The sequence below is a fragment of the Pseudomonas sp. RIT-PI-r genome, assembly GCF_001297015.1.
Lineage (GTDB): Bacteria > Pseudomonadota > Gammaproteobacteria > Pseudomonadales > Pseudomonadaceae > Aquipseudomonas.
Map to the genome: position 1 here is coordinate 26,025 of NZ_LIGE01000043.1, position 17,650 is coordinate 43,674.

General features: G+C 56.3%; 20 protein-coding genes. 13 read left to right on the plus strand and 7 right to left on the minus strand.

Translation table 11 applies throughout. The features are described from left to right. Positions 1-32 precede the first annotated feature (32 nt). Positions 33-290, plus strand: coding sequence for an ogr/Delta-like zinc finger family protein (locus AK821_RS25805; RefSeq protein ID WP_064392752.1), 258 nt, complete (start codon positions 33-35; stop codon positions 288-290). A gap of 55 nt (positions 291-345) precedes the next feature. Here the strand turns inward: AK821_RS25805 and AK821_RS25810 are convergent, their stop codons facing one another. Continuing rightward, positions 346-531 (minus strand): hypothetical protein, encoded by a 186-nt coding sequence (locus AK821_RS25810; protein ID WP_064392754.1) that lies wholly within the window; start codon positions 529-531, stop codon positions 346-348. Between the two features lie 102 nt (positions 532-633). Next, positions 634-990: a helix-turn-helix domain-containing protein gene (locus AK821_RS25815; RefSeq protein WP_236708340.1), complete on the minus strand. Its 357-nt coding sequence runs from the start codon at positions 988-990 to the stop codon at positions 634-636. Between the two features lie 78 nt (positions 991-1,068). Between AK821_RS25815 and AK821_RS25820 the strand changes: the two genes are divergently transcribed. The 8 genes from AK821_RS25820 (at position 1,069) to AK821_RS25855 (ending at position 6,203) form a co-directional block, all read left to right on the plus strand. Beyond that, complete coding sequence (locus AK821_RS25820; protein ID WP_064392755.1) at positions 1,069-1,281, plus strand: hypothetical protein; 213 nt, start codon at positions 1,069-1,071, stop codon at positions 1,279-1,281. Between the two features lie 29 nt (positions 1,282-1,310). Continuing rightward, positions 1,311-1,784, plus strand: a complete 474-nt coding sequence (locus AK821_RS25825; protein ID WP_064392757.1) for a YmfL family putative regulatory protein — start codon at positions 1,311-1,313, stop codon at positions 1,782-1,784. Then, positions 1,781-2,146 carry a hypothetical protein gene (locus AK821_RS25830; protein WP_064392759.1) on the plus strand — a complete coding sequence of 122 codons (366 nt, stop codon included), beginning with the start codon at positions 1,781-1,783 and terminating at the stop codon, positions 2,144-2,146. Before AK821_RS25825 ends, AK821_RS25830 begins: the two co-directional genes overlap by 4 nt. 75 nt (positions 2,147-2,221) lie before the next feature. Then, the gene (locus AK821_RS25835; protein WP_064392761.1) at positions 2,222-2,455 is read left to right on the plus strand and encodes a hypothetical protein; all 234 of its coding nucleotides are present in this window, start codon (positions 2,222-2,224) and stop codon (positions 2,453-2,455) included. Between the two features lie 2 nt (positions 2,456-2,457). Next, positions 2,458-5,256, plus strand: coding sequence for a toprim domain-containing protein (locus tag AK821_RS25840; protein WP_064392763.1), 2,799 nt, complete (start codon positions 2,458-2,460; stop codon positions 5,254-5,256). An 18-nt stretch (positions 5,257-5,274) separates the two neighbouring features. Then, positions 5,275-5,568, plus strand: a complete 294-nt coding sequence (locus tag AK821_RS25845) for a hypothetical protein (protein ID WP_064392765.1) — start codon at positions 5,275-5,277, stop codon at positions 5,566-5,568. A gap of 66 nt (positions 5,569-5,634) precedes the next feature. Beyond that, a complete protein-coding gene (locus AK821_RS25850; protein ID WP_064392852.1) occupies positions 5,635-5,931 on the plus strand; it encodes a hypothetical protein in 297 nt (98 codons plus the stop codon). Continuing rightward, positions 5,928-6,203 carry a pyocin activator PrtN family protein gene (locus tag AK821_RS25855; RefSeq protein WP_064392767.1) on the plus strand — a complete coding sequence of 92 codons (276 nt, stop codon included), beginning with the start codon at positions 5,928-5,930 and terminating at the stop codon, positions 6,201-6,203. The genes AK821_RS25850 and AK821_RS25855 overlap by 4 nt, the downstream gene beginning before the upstream one ends. A 1-nt stretch (position 6,204) precedes the next feature. Here AK821_RS25855 and AK821_RS25860 read toward each other — a convergent pair whose 3' ends face one another. Then, positions 6,205-7,329, minus strand: a complete 1,125-nt coding sequence (locus tag AK821_RS25860) for a site-specific integrase (protein WP_064392853.1) — start codon at positions 7,327-7,329, stop codon at positions 6,205-6,207. A gap of 102 nt (positions 7,330-7,431) precedes the next feature. Between AK821_RS25860 and dusA the strand changes: the two genes are divergently transcribed. Beyond that, a complete protein-coding gene (gene dusA, locus AK821_RS25865) occupies positions 7,432-8,442 on the plus strand; it encodes a tRNA dihydrouridine(20/20a) synthase DusA (protein ID WP_082355494.1) in 1,011 nt (336 codons plus the stop codon). A gap of 51 nt (positions 8,443-8,493) precedes the next feature. On the opposite strand, the gene AK821_RS25870 is transcribed toward dusA, so the two are convergent. Next, entirely contained in the window at positions 8,494-9,327 is an 834-nt protein-coding gene (locus tag AK821_RS25870; protein WP_064392769.1) for an undecaprenyl-diphosphate phosphatase, read from the minus strand. A gap of 588 nt (positions 9,328-9,915) precedes the next feature. Between AK821_RS25870 and AK821_RS25875 the strand changes: the two genes are divergently transcribed. The 3 genes from AK821_RS25875 to AK821_RS25885 all read left to right on the plus strand — a co-directional run bounded on the left by AK821_RS25875 (position 9,916) and on the right by AK821_RS25885 (position 13,360). Then, entirely contained in the window at positions 9,916-10,653 is a 738-nt protein-coding gene (locus tag AK821_RS25875; protein ID WP_064392771.1) for a winged helix-turn-helix domain-containing protein, read from the plus strand. A 277-nt stretch (positions 10,654-10,930) separates the two neighbouring features. Then, a complete protein-coding gene (locus tag AK821_RS25880) occupies positions 10,931-11,572 on the plus strand; it encodes a winged helix-turn-helix domain-containing protein (RefSeq protein ID WP_064392773.1) in 642 nt (213 codons plus the stop codon). Between the two features lie 393 nt (positions 11,573-11,965). After that, positions 11,966-13,360: an undecaprenyl-phosphate glucose phosphotransferase gene (locus AK821_RS25885; RefSeq protein WP_064392775.1), complete on the plus strand. Its 1,395-nt coding sequence runs from the start codon at positions 11,966-11,968 to the stop codon at positions 13,358-13,360. Positions 13,361-14,141: 781 nt separating this feature from the next. On the opposite strand, the gene AK821_RS25890 is transcribed toward AK821_RS25885, so the two are convergent. Genes AK821_RS25890 through AK821_RS25900 form a run of 3 tightly spaced genes read right to left on the minus strand, consistent with a single transcriptional unit; the run spans position 14,142 to position 17,640 of the window. Then, entirely contained in the window at positions 14,142-16,220 is a 2,079-nt protein-coding gene (locus AK821_RS25890; RefSeq protein WP_064392777.1) for a YjbH domain-containing protein, read from the minus strand. Further along, positions 16,217-16,975, minus strand: a complete 759-nt coding sequence (locus tag AK821_RS25895) for a capsule biosynthesis GfcC family protein (RefSeq protein WP_064392778.1) — start codon at positions 16,973-16,975, stop codon at positions 16,217-16,219. Before AK821_RS25895 ends, AK821_RS25890 begins: the two co-directional genes overlap by 4 nt. Then, positions 16,975-17,640: a YjbF family lipoprotein gene (locus AK821_RS25900; RefSeq protein WP_064392779.1), complete on the minus strand. Its 666-nt coding sequence runs from the start codon at positions 17,638-17,640 to the stop codon at positions 16,975-16,977. The genes AK821_RS25895 and AK821_RS25900 overlap by 1 nt, the downstream gene beginning before the upstream one ends. Between the last annotated feature and the right edge of the window lie 10 nt (positions 17,641-17,650).

A 17,650-nucleotide genomic window follows, 5' to 3' on the forward strand; every position in this document is an offset into this window, starting at 1 on the left:
GTGGCGATCAGCTGCCCCTGGGGAGGGACACAATGAGAGTTGTATGCAATTGCGGACACAAGGGCCGGATTGCCTCGCGGGAAGAGGTAACCAGAGCCTTTGTAAAACTGTACTGCCAGTGCCTGGACGCAAAGTGCGGGCACACATGGGTGGCAAATCTGACGTTCTCGCACACGCTCAGTCCGTCCTCGCAGACATTCGAGCGGATGTTGATCGATCGCTTGCGGGAAATGCCCCGAGCGAAGCAGCGGGAGCTTTTCGAGCAGTTGGGATCGCAGGCGGTGGCATAGCTACAAACCGCCAACGCTTTAGCGCCGGCGATCGGGATCATTCAAGGAATGACGGTCAGCCCTCAACTTTCTCCTTCGGGTTGATTGCCAGTATCTCGACCACGCGACGAACCTGTTGCTGTTCAGTGCGGCTCAGCCGGCGATACAGATCGATCAGTCGACGCTCAATGTCCGTGAGTACGGTTGCTTCCGACCCGGCGTGTTCGAGGTTGATGTGATCGTTCTTCTTGCGATCCAACATGCTAACTACTCCATAAAGTGCATTGCTGAATGGACTTTATGGGGGGTGCGCAACTGCATTGGAATAAGAGATACCCCAATGACAGTGCGGGATTGTTGCGAGTTAAGACCGGTGCCGAGCGACGTCGTCGGCCATCGCTTCAAGGATGCGGCGAATAGCCTTCTGATCGTCTTCCGGAATGCTTCGGAACTGCTTAATCAGACAGTCTTCGGTTTCGTTCAAATCACTTTCAGCAAGGTTTGTACGAACACCTGTGAGGATGTAAGGAACGTCAAAGCCGAACTGCAGAGCAACCTTGCTCAGATACGAAGCGGGAGCATCACTTGTCCCTGCTTCGTAATTCGCTTGGGTTCGCTTCACAACGCCAATTGCTTCGGCAATCTCACCCTGTGTCATGCCGCAGCGCTTCCGCTCTTCCTGCAGGCGAGAACCAATTTCTTCAGAAAGATGCAAAATCATTCATCCCAAATATTTACAAATGCATCACGATGCATCATTCTGCATTTCACACCACATGAAATTGCATGGATTTGCACTATGCCGAAGATGAGTATCAGCGAGCAAGCCCGCCAGAAAGCGCGGAAAGCTTTAGAAAAGCGCGGGCAATCCGCGAAGGACTTTGCACTTCTACATGAATTGAGTCCCAGCACCGTATACGCGGTGCTGAGTGGCCAAAGCCAGTGTCGCCGTGGGGAGGCACACCGAGCCGCAGTATTACTCGGCATCAAAGACGGTGTGATCGAACAGTAATAGCGGCGCTCAACAGGGAAAAGTAGAAGTTGAAAAGTCCAATCCTAGATACCCGCAAAGAAGTCATGAGCGAGATCATCCGCAGTTACACCGGCGGACGCGAATCGGCTGCTGCGCGCTTGGGTCTGAAGCTCAAAAAATTCGACAACCATGCCTACGAAAATGCTGGTTGCAGTCCTCTAAGTGACACTCAAGTTTTCATCCTGGAGCGGGAATGCGGAACGCACCATTTCCCCAACTACGTCGCGTCGATGTACGGGGGACTGTTCGTACCGGTGGCTGATCCTGGAACGCTCGACAATGTCGAACTTTACAGACGCTCTGTGCAGGTTTCTGCAAAGCGCGGGTGTGTTGATCAAGCAATTGCCGCTGCTCTTGAAGACGGTTCGATCAGTGATGAAGAAGCCGAATTCATCATGGACGCGCATAACCTCCACGTAGCAGCAAGGCACGCTGAAGTGCTGGCTGCCATCGCTCTCTACCGCGCAGGAAAGGCTCAATGAACAATTTGTCTGCAGTACCGGAATACCAGGATGTCCTGCAGAGCGCCGCGCTGGCGTTTCTTGAACGTCACCACTGCGAACACCTGAGCGACGATCAGCAACTGTTCAGCCGGGCTGTTCAACACCTGGTTGCAGACTACGACGTGCAAACGCAGGTCGCTGAAAAAATCGTTCACCTGGCAGGCACCACCATGGTCGCTGTTCGTGATCGGCAACGCCTGAACATCCAGAGCAGCACGTCGACGCACACCGTGATCGTTGATCCGGTCACCGGCCGACAATGGGCCGTACCGGTCAGCCTTATCTATGAGCGAATCATCAACGCGCCGGACCTTGGCCGCTTTCGCTTAGCCAACTCGTAACACCAACCCTCACACAAACGCCTGCCCCGCACTCCGTGGGTTTGGGTGAGCTGCGCCCGAAATCGAGGTTTCAAGATGGGAAACGCCGTAATTCTGACCACCCAGCTGCCACCTGCAGAGGCCGAAGCACTTCTGGCTGCGATGCGTGAGCAGTACCGCTTGAGCCTCAACGACTACTGGTACGCGGATGAGTACCGGTATGTCCCGCAAGAAAAACGGCACAGCTCGATCCTCGAAAGAACGCCGGTGATGGCCGCCCAGAAACGCCTGATGGCCGCCCTCTCCCTCAGCCTCAAAGCAGTGAAGTAATCATGAAAGAAGATCTCCGCCACGACGTGTTGCAACGCCTCCAGTTCGATTTCGGACTGAAGCACCGCGTAGGCACCGATTACATGCGCGGTGGCACCTGCCCCAAGTGCAAGAAAAAGGAGCTGTACTCCCGATTCGATACACCATGGATGGTGATCTGTGGTCGCCCGGAAAAATGCGGCCATACCCTGCACGTAAAAGAGCTGTACGACGATCTGTTTGAGGACTGGAGCAAGCGTGCGCCGGCGACGGACCAGCACCCCAACGCCACCGCGCGCGCCTATTTGGAATACGCCCGAGGCTTTCGGTTTGAGTTGATTCAGGGCTGGTTCACGCAGGAAAGTTTCTATTCCCCTGAACACAACGCCGGCAGCGCCACGGTGCGTTTCGCTCTGGAGAAAGGCGGCTGGTGGGAACGTCTGATCGATCAGCCACACCGCTTTGGCAAGATGAAGGCGCGCTTTAAATCCAAGGACAGCTATCGCGGCGTCTGGTGGTGCCCGCCCTGCGTCGACCTGCTCGAGGTCAAGGAAATCTGGATCGTCGAAGGCATCTTTGATGCCATCGCCCTGGTGCACAACGACATCGCGGCGGTGTCTGCAATGTCGTCCAACGCGTTCCCGGGGGACTCACTCAAGGCGCTGATCAAAACCCGTGAAGGCGGCAAGCTGCCCAAGCTGGTGTGGGCGCTGGATAACGAACCGAGTGCCAACGCCTACACCCGGCGCTGGGTCCGTGAAGCCCGCGCCCTGGGCTTCGTCTGCGAATCCGCGCAGATCTCCCAGCGCGACGGACGCAAGGCTGATTGGAACGATCTGCATCAGCGCTGGAGCTTCATCCAGGACGATGCCAAGCGTGCCGAACAGATCGCCACCGATCTCAAGCAGGCGCGGCATTTGGGCGCCCTGCTGCTGGCAGACAGTGCCGCTGAAAAAGCCTTGCTCATGTACGACTGGAACAAGCGCGGTGAATTTCACCTGGGCTTCGGCAGCCGCCTGTATTGGTTCAAGCTGGACATGGAGAAATTCAACCGAGCCATGTCCGACATCGAGGACAGCGACAACCACGACGACCAGTTGCTCAACCAGGCGCAGCAGCGCGAAAAGGCGCTGCAGCAATCCGGCAGTGTGGTTGAGATTGCCAACTGCTACCCGCAAGCCCTGTACTTCCAGCGTAACGAGGTGACCGACGAGTCCTGGTATTACCTGCGCGTGGACTTCCCGCACGACTCAGAAAGTGTGAAAAACACTTTCACCAGCGGCCAGTTGTCAGCGGCCAGTGAATTCAAAAAGCGCCTGCTCGGCATGGCCGCCGGCGCCATGTTCACGGGCAGCGGTCAGCAGCTCGACAAGCTGATGAAGGACCAGTTGTTCGGCATCAAAACCGTGTCGACCATCGACTACGTGGGTTACAGCAAGGAATACGCCTGCTACGTCTACGGCGATATCGCAATCAAGGACGGCACCACTTACAAGGTCAACAGCGAAGACTATTTCGAGTTTGGCAAGCTGCGCCTGAAAACCCTGCAGAAAGGCGTCCCCATCAAGCTGCAGCGTGACGGCAAAGACTTCAACGAGCAGTGGGTGCGGTTGCTGTGGACCTGCTTCGGCGCCCAGGGCTTCGTCGCGCTGGTGTTCTTTTTCGGCTCGTTGTTCTGCGAACAGATCCGCGCGCGTTACCAGTCCTTCCCGTTTCTGGAAGCCACTGGTGAAGCCGGTGCCGGCAAAACCACCCTTCTCAACCTGCTGTGGAAACTGCTCGGACGCGAAGGCTATGAAGGCTTCGACCCGATGAAATCGACCAAGGCCGGACGCTCGCGCCTGATGGGCCAAGTATCAGGTATGCCGGTGGTGTTTCTGGAAGCCGATCGCCACAGCGACGATCGGGCACACGCGAAAACTTTCGAATGGGACGAGCTGAAAGACTTCTACGGCGGCGGCACGCTTGCCACCAAAGGCGTCAAGACGGCGGGCAACGAGACGTACGAACCGCCATTTCGGGGAACGATCGCCATCAGCCAGAACGCCGCCGTGGTGGCTCACGAAGCGATCATGACGCGCATCGTAAAGCTGCACTTTGTACGCCCGACTGTCACCCCGGAAAGCCGTGCGGCCGCTGACCAGTTGAACGCACTGGACGGCGGAACCCTCAGCCACTTCCTCTTGAAAGCGGTGGGCAAAGAATCTGCCGTACTCGATCTGTTCGCCCATCGCGTGCCCGAACACGAAGCCAAGCTGCGTCGCCTGCACACGCATTGTTTTGCCTGCAGTACGGCCTATGTCAGCGACCAGGGCAACTGCACCAGTTGTGGCTATGACCTGCGCGGCTACATCCGCGTGGAGCGCATTAGCAAGAACCACGCTCAGTTGCTTTCGCTGCTCGATGCACTGCGCCTAGTCCTAAAACTGGATGAGCCTCAAATAGCCGCGACCCAGCGCCAAATCGTCCGCATGGCGATCGAGCGCCAGGCGTCAATCAGCTCCGACCACCCGGCCGTTGCTGAATTCTGGGAAGTCTACGACTACCTCGAATCACTCAACGATGCCCCCTTGGTTGATCACAGCAGCGACCCGAGCGTCATCGCGATAAACCTCAACGAATTCAGCGAACGAGCTGCTGAACACAAACAGAAACTGGCGGACGTCGCCACCCTGCGTGACCTACTGAAAGAGTCCCGCTCGCACAAGTTTCTGGAAGCAAACAAGGCCGTACATAGCGCAGTCCGCGCAGCCATGAACAGCAGAACACCCCTAGCGCCCGGTCGCCCTACCACGGTCAAGTGCTGGATATTCAAAGCGTGAAAAAAGGAGGCTACACCGATGCAAATCCAAGTCTTTTTGGGCAATGCCGGCGACGGCACAACAAGCAAGCTGCAGGAGATCCAGAACCGGTTGGAAGGGATCGGCGAATGCCAGCCGGTGATTCAGGCCGGTGCTTATGGGGAGGACGGACTGCTGCAAATTCTTGAGGTTCGTGCCGCAGGTGGCCAACGCGAAATCCTGGTGGACGCGTGCCGCCCACAGCAGATTCTGAGCGTACTGGAATGGCAGTCCTGCACTGAGGAAGATCCGAAGTACGCCGACCTGATCATTCACCTGGCCCGCCAGGACTGACGGAAAAAAGAAGCGATGTCGAGGAGTTGCACCTCCCCGACATCAACCACCACCGAGGGCAACACCATGGAAGTACAGCACCAAAGCGGCAGTGATTCGAAGGCTAACACACTCAACAACAGTGACCCCCATGCTCGGCATCTGATGGCTATCAGAATCGTAGGTACAGCACTGTTTGATTATCGGGTACGGAAAACCGAAGTAGCGCGTATCCGTCTTGAATGCCTTACCACTTTCGCCAAGGAGTTAGGCGACATCGACGCGGCAGAGTTCGCTGTTGTCGCTCAACTACTGGCTGGCAGCTCAACAGCCAACCTAATCCCAATTGATCGACCTCACTCACTCGAAGGAATCGCACTATGAAAACGTTGTTTGTACTGATGGCTCAATACAATGGCCAAGTGGTAATTCCGCTGGATCGAGTTTGTCAGGATTATTTCACGCACCTGACAACAGACATGTTCCAACGCAAAGTGGGGGCCGGCCAGATAAAGCTCCCTATCACTCGCATGGAGCCGAGTCAGAAAAGCGCGAAAGGTATTCATATTGCAGACCTGTCGGCTTACCTGGATGAGCAGCGCGCTGCAGCAGTCAAAGAAAGTAACCAACTGAATAGCGCGCCGCGCAGCAGCTAACTCACTTCAACGTTTTGGCGCCCAGCTTTACGGGCGCCTGCAGGATGCGCTCGAACCACTCCCAAGTTGCATAAACATCCCCTCGCCCGCGCAGGTGGGTATAACGGCGCATCGAGTTCCAATCTCGATGTCCCGACACACTCGCCACTCGCGGAATATCCCAGTCCATTTCGAAAAGCCGGCTGACGCCTTCGTGGCGCAGATCGTGAAAGTGCAGATCTGCGATGCCCTGGATTTTGCAGGCCCTTGTCCAGGACGTGGACACGGATTCAGCGCTGTAAGGAAAAATCTCAGGCAATACTTTAGGCATGGTCTGAAGTATCGCCCATGCTTCTGGCGGCAAATGACACCAGACGTCGTTACCGATCTTCTGGCCTGGATTCTTCATGTCACGAACCAGCACCCGCTGGCCAGCTTCGTCCAAGTCATCCCATAGGATCCGAGTGATCTCTTCTTGCCTACGCGTGGAAAACAACGCGAAACCCGTCAACTTAAGCATGTTGATAGAAGTTGGACGACGGGTTTGGATATCCCGGAAGTGTGTAAGCAGCTTGTCGAGTTCGTCTAGGGTGGGCCGGCGATCACGTTCGCGGCTTTTCATGTTGTAACCGAGCTTTTTTAATACTCGGCGCGCGTCCACCATTGCATGCGGATCCACCTCATAACCCCAAGCGGGTCGAGCGATCGAGAGAACCGCGCCCAGGTGTGCGAGATCGTTGCCAGCGGTCTGAGGCTGAACGCCACCACCCTCCTTGCCCATGCGCCATAACGCATACTCGACTAGGTGCTGGCTGCTTATATCTCTGTCGTTCAACTTTCCCAGGTAGCACTCGCTAATTGCCTTCAACGTACCGAGCTTCGTTTTCCCGAGAGGGCGCGCCTTGGTCATTTCAGCCAAGTAGCGATCGATCATTTCCTTGATCGTCGCACCAGGTCGGTTCGCCCGCTCGATCGCACCTGGTTCGTCCAGCTCGGTTTCTCTTTTACGCACCCAAGCCTGTGCGGCCTGTTTTCGGGCGAAGGTCTGACTCTCTTGGTAAACTTGCACCCCATCGCGAAACAGGCGTATCTGTGCCGTGTAACTGGTGCTGCCGTCGGTGCGTTTCCGTGCTCTGATCGTGGCCATAGTCAACTGGTACAATTGGAAAAGTGATTGGTACATTGTACCAACCGACCTCAGAAAACGCCTATTTACCCCCTGAAATCGGCCTAGAACACGTAGAGCAAAATGGTACATAAATCAGCTACATACCCAACAAACACCGGCTCTACGCTGTCTAGAAGGTTCTCCGTTGCGCCCATGATGGACTGGACCGACCGCCATTGCCGTTTCTTCCTACGCCTCCTGTCGAAGAACGCCCTGCTCTACACCGAAATGGTCACCACCGGCGCGCTGCTCAACGGCGATCACGAGCGTTTCCTCCGCCACAACGAAGCCGAGCACCCTCTCGCGTTGCAGTTGGGCGGTAGCGTTCCGTTGGATCTGGCCGCCTGCGCGCGCATGGCTCAGGAACACGGCTACGACGAGGTGAACCTGAACGTCGGCTGCCCAAGCGATCGTGTGCAGAACAACATGATCGGCGCCTGCCTGATGGGTCACCCGCAACTGGTGGCGGATTGTGTGAAGGCGATGCAAGACGCGGTGTCGATTCCAGTGACGGTAAAGCACCGCATCGGCATCAACGGGCGGGACAGTTACGCGGAGCTGTGCGATTTCGTCGGCACAGTGCGCGATGCCGGGTGCACCAGTTTTACCGTGCATGCGCGGATTGCGATTCTGGAGGGGTTGTCGCCGAAGGAGAATCGCGACATTCCGCCGTTGCGCTATGACGTGGCGGCGCAGCTGAAGGCGGATTTTCCGGCGTTGGAGATTGTGCTGAATGGCGGGATCAAGACGATGGAGGCTTGCCATGAGCATTTGCAGACCTTTGACGGTGTGATGTTGGGGCGTGAGGCTTATCACAATCCGTATTTGCTGGCGGAGGTGGATCAGCAGTTGTTCGGCAGTTCGGCGCCGGTGATCAGTCGGGCTGAGGCGTTGGCGCAATTGCGTCCTTATATAGCCGAGCATTTGCTGGCCGGTGGCGCGATGCATCACATTACCCGGCATGTGCTGGGCCTGGGCACGGGGTTCCCGGGGGCGCGCAAATTCCGTCAGTTGTTGTCGGTGGATATTCACAAGGCCAAGGATCCGTTGGCGTTGCTGGATCAGGCTGCCGAGTTGCTTGAAGGGCGTTAATCCCCTCCTCTTACACTGCGCCAGGCGGACTGCTCCGCCTGGCGTCAGCATTCAGGCGGCCGCCGCAGCGGTCCAGTTGACCCAGCCAAACAGCCACGTTGCCAGAATCAACAAACCAAACGCGATCCGATACCAGGCGAACGCGGCATAACTGTGGTTGGCAATAAACTTCAGCAAACCGCGCACGGCGATCATCGCGAAGATGAACGCAGTGACGAAGCCGAGGGCGAAGACTGGCAGGTCGTTGGGCTGGAACAGGTCGCGGTATTTGTAGCCGGAGTAGACGGCGGCACCAACCATGGTTGGCATGGCGAGGAAGAACGAGAACTCGGTGGCGGCTTTGCGCGACAGGCCGAAGAGCAGGCCGCCGATGATGGTCGAGCCGGAGCGTGAGGTGCCGGGAATCATCGCCAGGCATTGTACGAATCCGACTTTCAGTGCGTGGGACCAGCGCATGTCGTCGACGTGTTCGACGCTGATCACATGGCTGCGCTGTTCGGCCCACAACATAATGATGCCGCCGACGACCAAGGCCACCGCGACGGTGATCGGGTTGAACAGGTATTCGTGGATCGCGTCGGCGAACAGCACGCCCAAGACCACGGCGGGCAGGAAGGCGATCAGCAAGTTGAGGGTGAAGCGTTGAGCATTGCGTTGAGTTGGCAGGACTTTGATGATTTCGAAGATCTTCGGTCGAAACTCCCAGACGACGGCAAGGATGGCACCCAGTTGAATAATGATGTTGAAGGCCATGGCGCGTTCACCGCCAAATTCCAGCAAGTCGGCTACGATGATCTGGTGGCCGGTACTCGAGATCGGCAAGAACTCGGTCAGGCCTTCTACCGCACCTAATATCAACACCTGGAAAAGGGTCCAGAAATCCATTAATCCTCCGTCAGAGCGCTCTTGATAAGCGACCGGGCAATAACACTCAGGGGTTGAGTATCTGAAGTTACACAATTGGCGTATATGAAGATCAAAAGATCGCAGCCTTCGGCAGCTCCTACATTTGTAATGCATTCTCCTTTAGGAGCTGCCGAAGGTTCGGGCCGCGATCGGACGATCTTTTGATCACAAAGAATAGGTCTTATGAATTGTCACACTCAAGCCATGTTAGTAATCGTCGGCTGACGAACTACGCAGAAAATATTTAGGCCTTTTTGCAGAAAAAAGTTGCCCTGACAATAAAGTGTGATCAATATCACATTATCCAGAGATGGCCAGACAGTGGCAATTGGACATGGACAAAGCCATCGCAATAAGCTCAAAATAGTGGCACCATTGCATATCGCCACCATCTAAGCAGTAGTTCACCCCTCCGAGAAAATCAACTAAAAGCTTGAAAACCTTAATTATTGTTAGAAAACTCGCGAGACACGTCTAAAATCCGCGCAAATGTTACCAATTGTCAGTCACAGATGAGAACCGGTGCTTTAACATCCCGATGTCAGCACTAATTCGAGTCAATGCACGATGCTCTCAGGGAACTTAGCGACTAGAAGCCCGCGCCCGACAAATGACGAACCTGGTGTTCTCACTCTGGGTCGTACCCGTGGCGTGGCTGAACATTTTAGAGCGCTGGTCGCCAAGCATGTGCACACTGAGATGGCACTTGAGGCTAGTTCCTACACTGGCTCATATCAGCTGAATGAATATTGCGGCTATTATCGGGCCATCTTTCTGGTCATCGACAACCCACAGGCGCTGGAAGACAATCTGGCGTTGGTGCAGAACCTGCGCAACGGTAACTTGAAACCGATCATTTGCGCGGTCATCACCGGTCGTGGTGCATTCAACAAGATCAAATACTATCTTGCCGGCGCGGACGCGTGTATCAAACTTAATACCGTTGCCGATGACGGTGCCGATTTGCTGAGTGAGTTCTTCAGCAGTGAAGAGTGGCAGCGCGATATCAACCTCACGCTTGATCCGACGCGTATCTGCCTGATGGACACCGGCAAGAAACTCGACATCTCGTTTGCCGAGATGAAGATCCTCGAAGCCTTTGCGCAAACCAATAATCACATACTCAGCCATGATGAAATCGCCAGCATCATGGGCCTGAACACCAATTTCTACGACCCTCGAGCGCTGGAAAAATCGATCAGCCGCTTGCGTGGAAAAATCAAGGACATGTATGGTACAAACGCGATTCAGAGCATTCGCGGCTATGGCTATCGCCTGCTGCGGGGTCTGATATCGACTGCCTGACTCAAGGGCAGCCACCCTTTTGCATGCGTACGAAGGATCGTCTAATGCAACCATATCGTTCTATCTGCATCTCACGCCTATTAGAAATCAAGCAATTGAATGAGCGCGGCAACACGACCCATAACAATAAAACTCCATAACATAGCAGCAGTTCGAGTGGAATTTATCGAGGCCATTCTTGGGCCCAGACCCTGCCTATCGATTACTTCCGAGGAAGTCATTGCTCGCCTGCCGATTTATCTTTTAGCCAATTTTGGTGTGTATTTAGGAGAGAGACATGGAAACTAGTACAACCCTCCCAAGGAAATATTTTGTTGTCGTGACTCACAGCACAACGTCGCAACGTGAACTGGAAAGCATGTTGTCCAGCGAACGCTTCAATTCGTTTGGCAACTCTGAAGGTGTTGCATCGCCCTCCTCCGCGCCAATGGTGATGGAGTTCACATATCCAAGCGTCAGTCGAAAGAATGTTGCTCGCAGTATTGAGCATGATACCCAGCGAATCCTAGCGACTCTTGAGTCCGAATGGCTGGCTGCGCAAACCGCCAATCCTTTTCAAAGCATCCCGGCACTGACTGGCGAAAGCAGCAATATGCCACCAGCCATTGAAGGCGATCTGCCTTGCAGCGAAACCTGGCATCTCGACAATGATCAAGGTGCATTGGTCAAAGACGGTATCGAGATCAGTCTGACTGGTCTGGAAACAGCTTTGGTGAGGAAAATGCTCAATCATGAAGAGCGCGTTGTCAGCCGAGACGAGTTGATCCTCAGTATCGGTCGAGAGCCCGAGCAATATCGCGGTCTGGAAATGTGCCTGAGTCGCCTTCAAGACAAATTCAAAAGCGCCAGTAATGGTGAGCGCCTGTTTCGTGCTGTAAGAAATCGCGGTTACTGCCTCATTCAGGAAATCGTTGCGTAAACACGCAGCCGATACCGCGAACAAAACAAACAGATACAAGTGCGATTACAAAAACAACAAGAGCACTCTGTTTGGCTTCATCTTCCTCCCTGAATTAACAATTCCCTGCCTCCACCCCTCCAACAGTAACAAATACAACATCATTTATTCACCCCCTGCTCTGCGACCTTTTCTAACACTGCTCTATTTAATTATTAAAAAGTTGGCACTTTGCCATCTTGTTAGAACTCGTCAGACACCATTCCAGCCAATAACTTAGTCTATTGACTGACGACAGTTCGGCATATCGATGTTGTTACCTCAGGACACTCGTTAAAACAAAAACAATAAGTCTGCATAACAACTCGGATTTCAACTGTTGAAACCTGAATGGACGTCTTTTGGGGATACCGTATGGATCTTTCTCTAAGTATCAATCGAAGCACAGGCCTCAAGGGACTGACCTTTTGGGGCCAATGGGCGCTGGCGCAGGGCTTTGTCGTGACGCTGCTGTTCATCCTCGCCGAGCATCACACCGGGACGGTCGCGTTCTACTACCGAATGTGCGCCACTCTTGCGGTATTGGCCTCGGTGCCGGCGTATACGTTCAGCGGTGTTTATCGCAAACGCGATAACTACCTGACCGGTCTGGGTCGGCTGTTCATGGGGTGGTCTATGACCATGGCCGCGCTGGCTTGCATTGCGTTTGTTTGCCAGGCCGATGAGCTGTTTTCGCGGCAGGTGATTCTGAGCTGGGCGGTGTATGGCTTCCTCGGTCAGGCATTTCTCTATGCGCCGTTGCATGCGTTTTCCAAGTACTACCAGCGCTCGCGCAAAAGTGAACACAAGACGCTGATCGTTGGCACGGGCGACCTGGCGCTGGGTCTGGCGAAAAAGCTCAGTCAGTTGGAGAATCTGCCGTTGGTAGGTTTGGTCAGCAACGGTGATGTGTCGGCGCTGGGTAAAGATGCACCGCGTGTGGTCGGCGCTCAGGAAGACTTGCTGAAGCTGATTGAAGCCCATGACATCCGTCGTTTGTACATCACCCTGCCGCTGTGCGAAGCCGCGAAAATCGAAGCGATTTATGGCGATTTGCTGGGTGCCAACGTCGACGTGGTCTGGGTGCCGGATCTGAACGCACTGACGCTGCTCAATCACTCGGTGAAAGTCGTGGACGGCCTGCCGGCGATTTACCTCAACGAGAGTCCGCTGACCAGCCGCCCTACTGCGGCTTTGAGCAAGAGTCTGGTTGAGAAAACCGTGGCGTTTCTGGCGATCATTGCGCTGAGTCCGATCCTGCTGATCATCGCCCTCGCGGTGAAGATCAACTCGCCGGGGCCGGTGTTCTTCAAGCAGGATCGCCACGGCTGGAACGGCAAGGTAATCAAGGTCTGGAAGTTCCGCTCGATGCGTGTTCACGATGACCGTGACGTGAAACAGGCCAGCCGCAATGACTCGCGCATCACCGCAGTCGGTCGCTTTATTCGCCGCACTTCGCTGGATGAATTGCCGCAACTGTTCAACGTGTTGCAGGGACACATGGCACTGGTTGGCCCGCGTCCGCACGCGGTTGCGCACAACCATTTCTACTCGGGGAAAATCCTCGCCTACATGGCGCGCCACCGGATTAAACCGGGGATCACCGGGCTGGCTCAAATCAGCGGCTGCCGTGGTGAGACGGACACGCTCGACAAGATGCAGAAGCGTGTGGAGATTGACCTGCAGTACATCAACAGCTGGTCGTTGTGGCTGGATCTGAAGATCCTGGTGAAGACACCGTTTACGTTGCTGTCGAAGGACATTTACTGAGGTTCAGCGCTGCACACCGCAAGGGGACGAAAGTCCCCTTTTTTGTGCCTGGGATGTGAGGATGGAATCGGATCTTGGATGGATGCAAAAACTGTGGGAGCTGGCTTGCCAGCGATGGCGGTGGGTCAGCCAATATCAATATTGAATGTGCCGACCTCATCGCTGGCAAGCCAGCTCCCACAGGGATTCGGGATTGGCTCGGGATTTGTGGCGTGACAAATAACCAATGTAGGAGTGAGCCTGCTCGCGATGACGGTGTGTCAGGCAACAGGGATTGTCGACTGGTTTGACGCTATCGCGAGCAGGCGAAGGCCTACAGGGGATTTGTGTTTGGCTCAAGCCTTATGGCTAGACACATAACCTGTGGGAGCTGCGGTGCGACGATTCGACTTGCCAGCGATGGCGGTGGGTCAGCCAATATCAATATTGAATGTGCCGACCTCATCGCTGGCAAGCCAGCTCCCACAGGGATTCGGGATTGGCTCGGGATTTGTGGCGTGACAAATAACCAATGTAGGAGTGAGCCTGCTCGCGATGACGGTGTGTCAGGCAACAGGGATTGTCGACTGGTTTGACGCTATCGCGAGCAGGCGAAGGCCTACAGGGGATTTGTGTTTGGCTCAAGCCTTGTGGCTAGACACATAACCTGTGGGAGCTGCGGTGCGACGATTCGACTTGCCAGCGATGGCGGCGGGTCAGCCAATATCAATATTGAATGTGCCGACCTCATCGCTGGCAAGCCAGCTCCCACAGGTTTCAGAGGTGCTTCGGAGATCTGCGCTTACTCCGTAATCTTCTCGAAATTGCGATAGAACATGTCCCCTTCCCGGCTATCGGTCATCGAGTGCAGCTGGAAGCTGCGGTTCAAACGTGCACCACCGTCACGGGTCAGCGGTGCCCACACCAGGTTGGCGCGGCGCATGGTCGACATGCTCATCATTTCGTCGAACGGGATGGACAGGTAGAGGCCTTTGTCGAAACTACCCTCGCCATACTCGGCGCTGCTCGCCGTGGTGATCGTCGCCCAGGCACCAAAGCGCACACCATTGGAAAACTCGCGCGAGATGTCCAGCGTGCCGCCCCAATCCCCGGCCAGGTATCGCCCGACGCTGACAGCCGCCAATGTATCGAACGGCAAATCGGTATACGCCGTGACATGCCCGGTCACCACCGAGTAATCGCGCAGCGCAAAGCCCTGATCGAAATCCCGCTGACGCACCCAGTTGATATCCGCCCCCACCGACCAGCGCTCACCGGTCGGACGGAACAGCACTTCACCGCCCACACCGGCAAACATCGACTCCAGATAACCGCCATACACCATGCCATACAGGTCTTTATCCAATTGCTCGGCATGGCTGACCTGGAACAACGGCATGGTCGTGTTGGAGGTGGTCAGGTACTGACGCAAATCCGTGCGCACACGGGGCAAACCGCTCGGTGCGTCGTAGACGAATTTGTCGAAGTTGTTGACCAGGTTGGTGCTGAGCAATCCGTTCCACCAGGTGTTTCGATTGAAGCGGTACTCGGCGTCGGCATCGGCGGTGAATTGATAGAGCAAACCATCCGGACCACCGACGTTCTGCTTGAAGCCCAGGCCCACGCCATAACTGAAATGCTGCGGTGCTTCGGTGTAGAGGGTTTTCTCGTTGTGCGGCATCGCCGGGTTGATTTCGGTGGTGCGGTGCAGCGATACCAGCGGCTCTTCGTTGTTGATCACTTCACGGAAGGTCTGGCGCGGCACGCTGGTTTCTTCCACCGGCAAGTCGTAGCGTTTGTTGACCACGGTGAACCAGTCGATGTCGTCGTTGACGCTGTTATCCAGCACCCGGCTCGCCCGCCCGACAGCCTTGGGCGAATGGAAGTAACGCTGCTGCTCGCCGTAGACGATCAACTCGGAATCGCGCTGGGTAATGCGCTCGACTTTGTAGCCGGCATTCTGCTGCAGGCGCTGCGAAACGTTGGCCCAATCGACCTGATCCATCGCCGTGGTCGGTGCCTTCGCCGGCAGCGGTTCAGGGGTCGGGTCGTAAGTCTTGGCCGGCGCTTTGCGGCTGACGAAATTGGTGTGGAAGGTCACGCCGAACATCGCCGTATTGCCACGCTCCCACGCAGCGCTGAGGTCGATCGAATCGGTGACTTTGAACACCGCGCCAAGGTTGATCGGCGAGTCTTGCTTGATGATGTTGTCCTTCGGTTCGTTCTTGTAATCGTTGCCTTCGTATTCGAGTTTCAGGCTGAGGCGATCCCACGGCGTCTGGTAACTCACGCCGCCGAAAAACGAAGGTCGGCCACGAAAATACGAACCCGAGTTGACGTCACCGGTGCCTTCCAGCTCTGGCCGGGTGTCGAAGCGATCGCTGACATAGCCCAGCGGGTTATCGATGTCGCCGCGATTGCCGAGATACCCCCAGGCAATCCCGGCGCTGAAATCGAAATTGTCGTAGCGCTTGTTGGCGACGAAAAATTCACTGGAGAACAAACCCGTACCGCCGATGTCTCGGAAACCCAGCGCCACATCGGGCAGCCAGTGACTCTCCTGCCACAGCCGGACTTTGACGTCGACCGCCTTATCCTTATAGCTTTGGCTGCCGCTGAGGGCCTCCGAGCCGTACGGCCGGTTGGTGATCGCGGTGTAGCGAAACGAGCCTTCGAGCCAGTCCAGCGGTTGCAACGAAACGCTGTAGCGGCTGTACGGTTCGGTGCGGTTGGCGTTGACGCTCAACTCGCCGGCCGGCGCCATACGCGCGGTCGGCGTCTGCAACAGACCGGTGCCTCCGAAGTCATTCTGGGTGATGCGCGGCTCGGCATGGGCCAGACCGCAGGGCAATAACAACACAGCTGCAAAACGTAACTTCAACGAACCACCTCGGCCAGCTGCGTGGCAATAAATTCGGCCAACTGCTGATTCAGTTCAGGTAGAGGCGGATCCAGATCATCATTTTTCAGCGGCACCAGAATCTTGCTGCCGGCCACGGGAAAGTGCCCGGACTCGCGATTCCAGTGGGCGATGCCGACCCGTTGCGAGGCGCCGTTGGGCTGAATCAGCCACAGATAATCGGCCTCGGCGTCGCTGAGAATCGAGCAGCCTTGCAGGTACTCACGAGCCTCCTGCAACGGCTGATACGGCAAGTGGCACGGCTCGGCGACGGCGCCCAGCACTTGCACTTCGTCGACGCGCTTCGGATAGACCAGACGATCGCCATCGTCGAGACGAATGTTGCGTGCGAAGCCGACTTCCAACGCCACCGGATCGAGATCGGCGATCTGCCGCCCGGTTCCCGGCATCTGCCGCACTTCCCCGGCCATGCGCTGCGCCAACGCCGCTCGACTCGGCCGATCGAAAAGCATCGACATGCGCTGCAGCACATCCAGATCAAACAGCACGCCGACCTTCAGCCGTGTCTGCTCCTCAATCAGCGACTGACGCAGCAATCCGCCCGCCAGCCAATAGCCTTCGGCATTCGGCACGGCTTCGCCGATCACATCGAGCAGGCGCCCGCCGGGTGGCAGCGGGACCGGCCCGGGGTTGGCGACATCGCCCGACACCGTGACCGCCGCCTGACTGACACTGGCGATCATCATCAGGCCCGCCGATAACATCCTCAGGCGCATCACGGCAGGTGCCTGCGATCAGGCGTCAGCTGCACGACCTTGACGCGCAACTGCGACGTCAGTTGCTGCTCGCTCTGCAAGATGAAACCGTCGCGCGGGTCGACCCAGTAATGATTGGTCGCGCTCAGACCGATGGCCGGCGCGTCAATCTGTTCATCGACACGCAGCACGCTGTATTCCTTGTCGAGAATCTGCAGGGTTTGTTCGGAGCGGCGCGAGAAGCGGCTGTTGACGATCACGCCGACTTCCTGACCCTTGTAGAGGTCGATCCAGCGCCGCGTGGTGAAACCATCCGCCACGTGATGCAGACCTTGTTTGAACGGCGCGTCATCGGCCAGCCGCGTGCCATCGAGATCGCCTTCCAGGCCCAGGCCGACGCTGCGCACGGCGAGGCCATCGCGCAGCAACAGCACCTGTTTGCCGGACGCGACCCAGAACTGCAGGTCTTCACGCTCGCGCATCAGCGCCAACACCCCGGAGCCGGACGGCGTGGTCAGTTTCAGTTGCGGATAGTTGACCGCAGCCACTTCGGCGGCCGTCACGTCCACTTCGTCGGGGCCGACGACCGCAGCCTTGAGGTTGTTCAGCGAAGCGCTCATCAAAGGGTTACAGCCACACAGCAACGAGGCCGCCGTCAGGCACAGGCCAACTTTCAGAATGTTCAAAGTCGGCGAC

What these genes read in the sequence shown, in the direction of transcription:
- AK821_RS25805 (WP_064392752.1), top strand. Translation starts at nt 33, where the DNA reads ATGAGAGTTGTATGCAATTGCGGACACAAGGGCCGGATTGCCTCGCGG.
- AK821_RS25810 (WP_064392754.1), bottom strand. Translation starts at nt 531, where the DNA reads ATGTTGGATCGCAAGAAGAACGATCACATCAACCTCGAACACGCCGGG.
- AK821_RS25815 (WP_236708340.1), bottom strand. Translation starts at nt 990, where the DNA reads ATGATTTTGCATCTTTCTGAAGAAATTGGTTCTCGCCTGCAGGAAGAG.
- AK821_RS25820 (WP_064392755.1), top strand. Translation starts at nt 1,069, where the DNA reads ATGCCGAAGATGAGTATCAGCGAGCAAGCCCGCCAGAAAGCGCGGAAA.
- AK821_RS25830 (WP_064392759.1), top strand. Translation starts at nt 1,781, where the DNA reads ATGAACAATTTGTCTGCAGTACCGGAATACCAGGATGTCCTGCAGAGC.
- AK821_RS25835 (WP_064392761.1), top strand. Translation starts at nt 2,222, where the DNA reads ATGGGAAACGCCGTAATTCTGACCACCCAGCTGCCACCTGCAGAGGCC.
- AK821_RS25840 (WP_064392763.1), top strand. Translation starts at nt 2,458, where the DNA reads ATGAAAGAAGATCTCCGCCACGACGTGTTGCAACGCCTCCAGTTCGAT.
- AK821_RS25845 (WP_064392765.1), top strand. Translation starts at nt 5,275, where the DNA reads ATGCAAATCCAAGTCTTTTTGGGCAATGCCGGCGACGGCACAACAAGC.
- AK821_RS25850 (WP_064392852.1), top strand. Translation starts at nt 5,635, where the DNA reads ATGGAAGTACAGCACCAAAGCGGCAGTGATTCGAAGGCTAACACACTC.
- AK821_RS25855 (WP_064392767.1), top strand. Translation starts at nt 5,928, where the DNA reads ATGAAAACGTTGTTTGTACTGATGGCTCAATACAATGGCCAAGTGGTA.
- AK821_RS25860 (WP_064392853.1), bottom strand. Translation starts at nt 7,329, where the DNA reads ATGGCCACGATCAGAGCACGGAAACGCACCGACGGCAGCACCAGTTAC.
- dusA (WP_082355494.1), top strand. Translation starts at nt 7,432, where the DNA reads ATGGTACATAAATCAGCTACATACCCAACAAACACCGGCTCTACGCTG.
- AK821_RS25870 (WP_064392769.1), bottom strand. Translation starts at nt 9,327, where the DNA reads ATGGATTTCTGGACCCTTTTCCAGGTGTTGATATTAGGTGCGGTAGAA.
- AK821_RS25875 (WP_064392771.1), top strand. Translation starts at nt 9,916, where the DNA reads ATGCTCTCAGGGAACTTAGCGACTAGAAGCCCGCGCCCGACAAATGAC.
- AK821_RS25880 (WP_064392773.1), top strand. Translation starts at nt 10,931, where the DNA reads ATGGAAACTAGTACAACCCTCCCAAGGAAATATTTTGTTGTCGTGACT.
- AK821_RS25885 (WP_064392775.1), top strand. Translation starts at nt 11,966, where the DNA reads ATGGATCTTTCTCTAAGTATCAATCGAAGCACAGGCCTCAAGGGACTG.
- AK821_RS25895 (WP_064392778.1), bottom strand. Translation starts at nt 16,975, where the DNA reads ATGCGCCTGAGGATGTTATCGGCGGGCCTGATGATGATCGCCAGTGTC.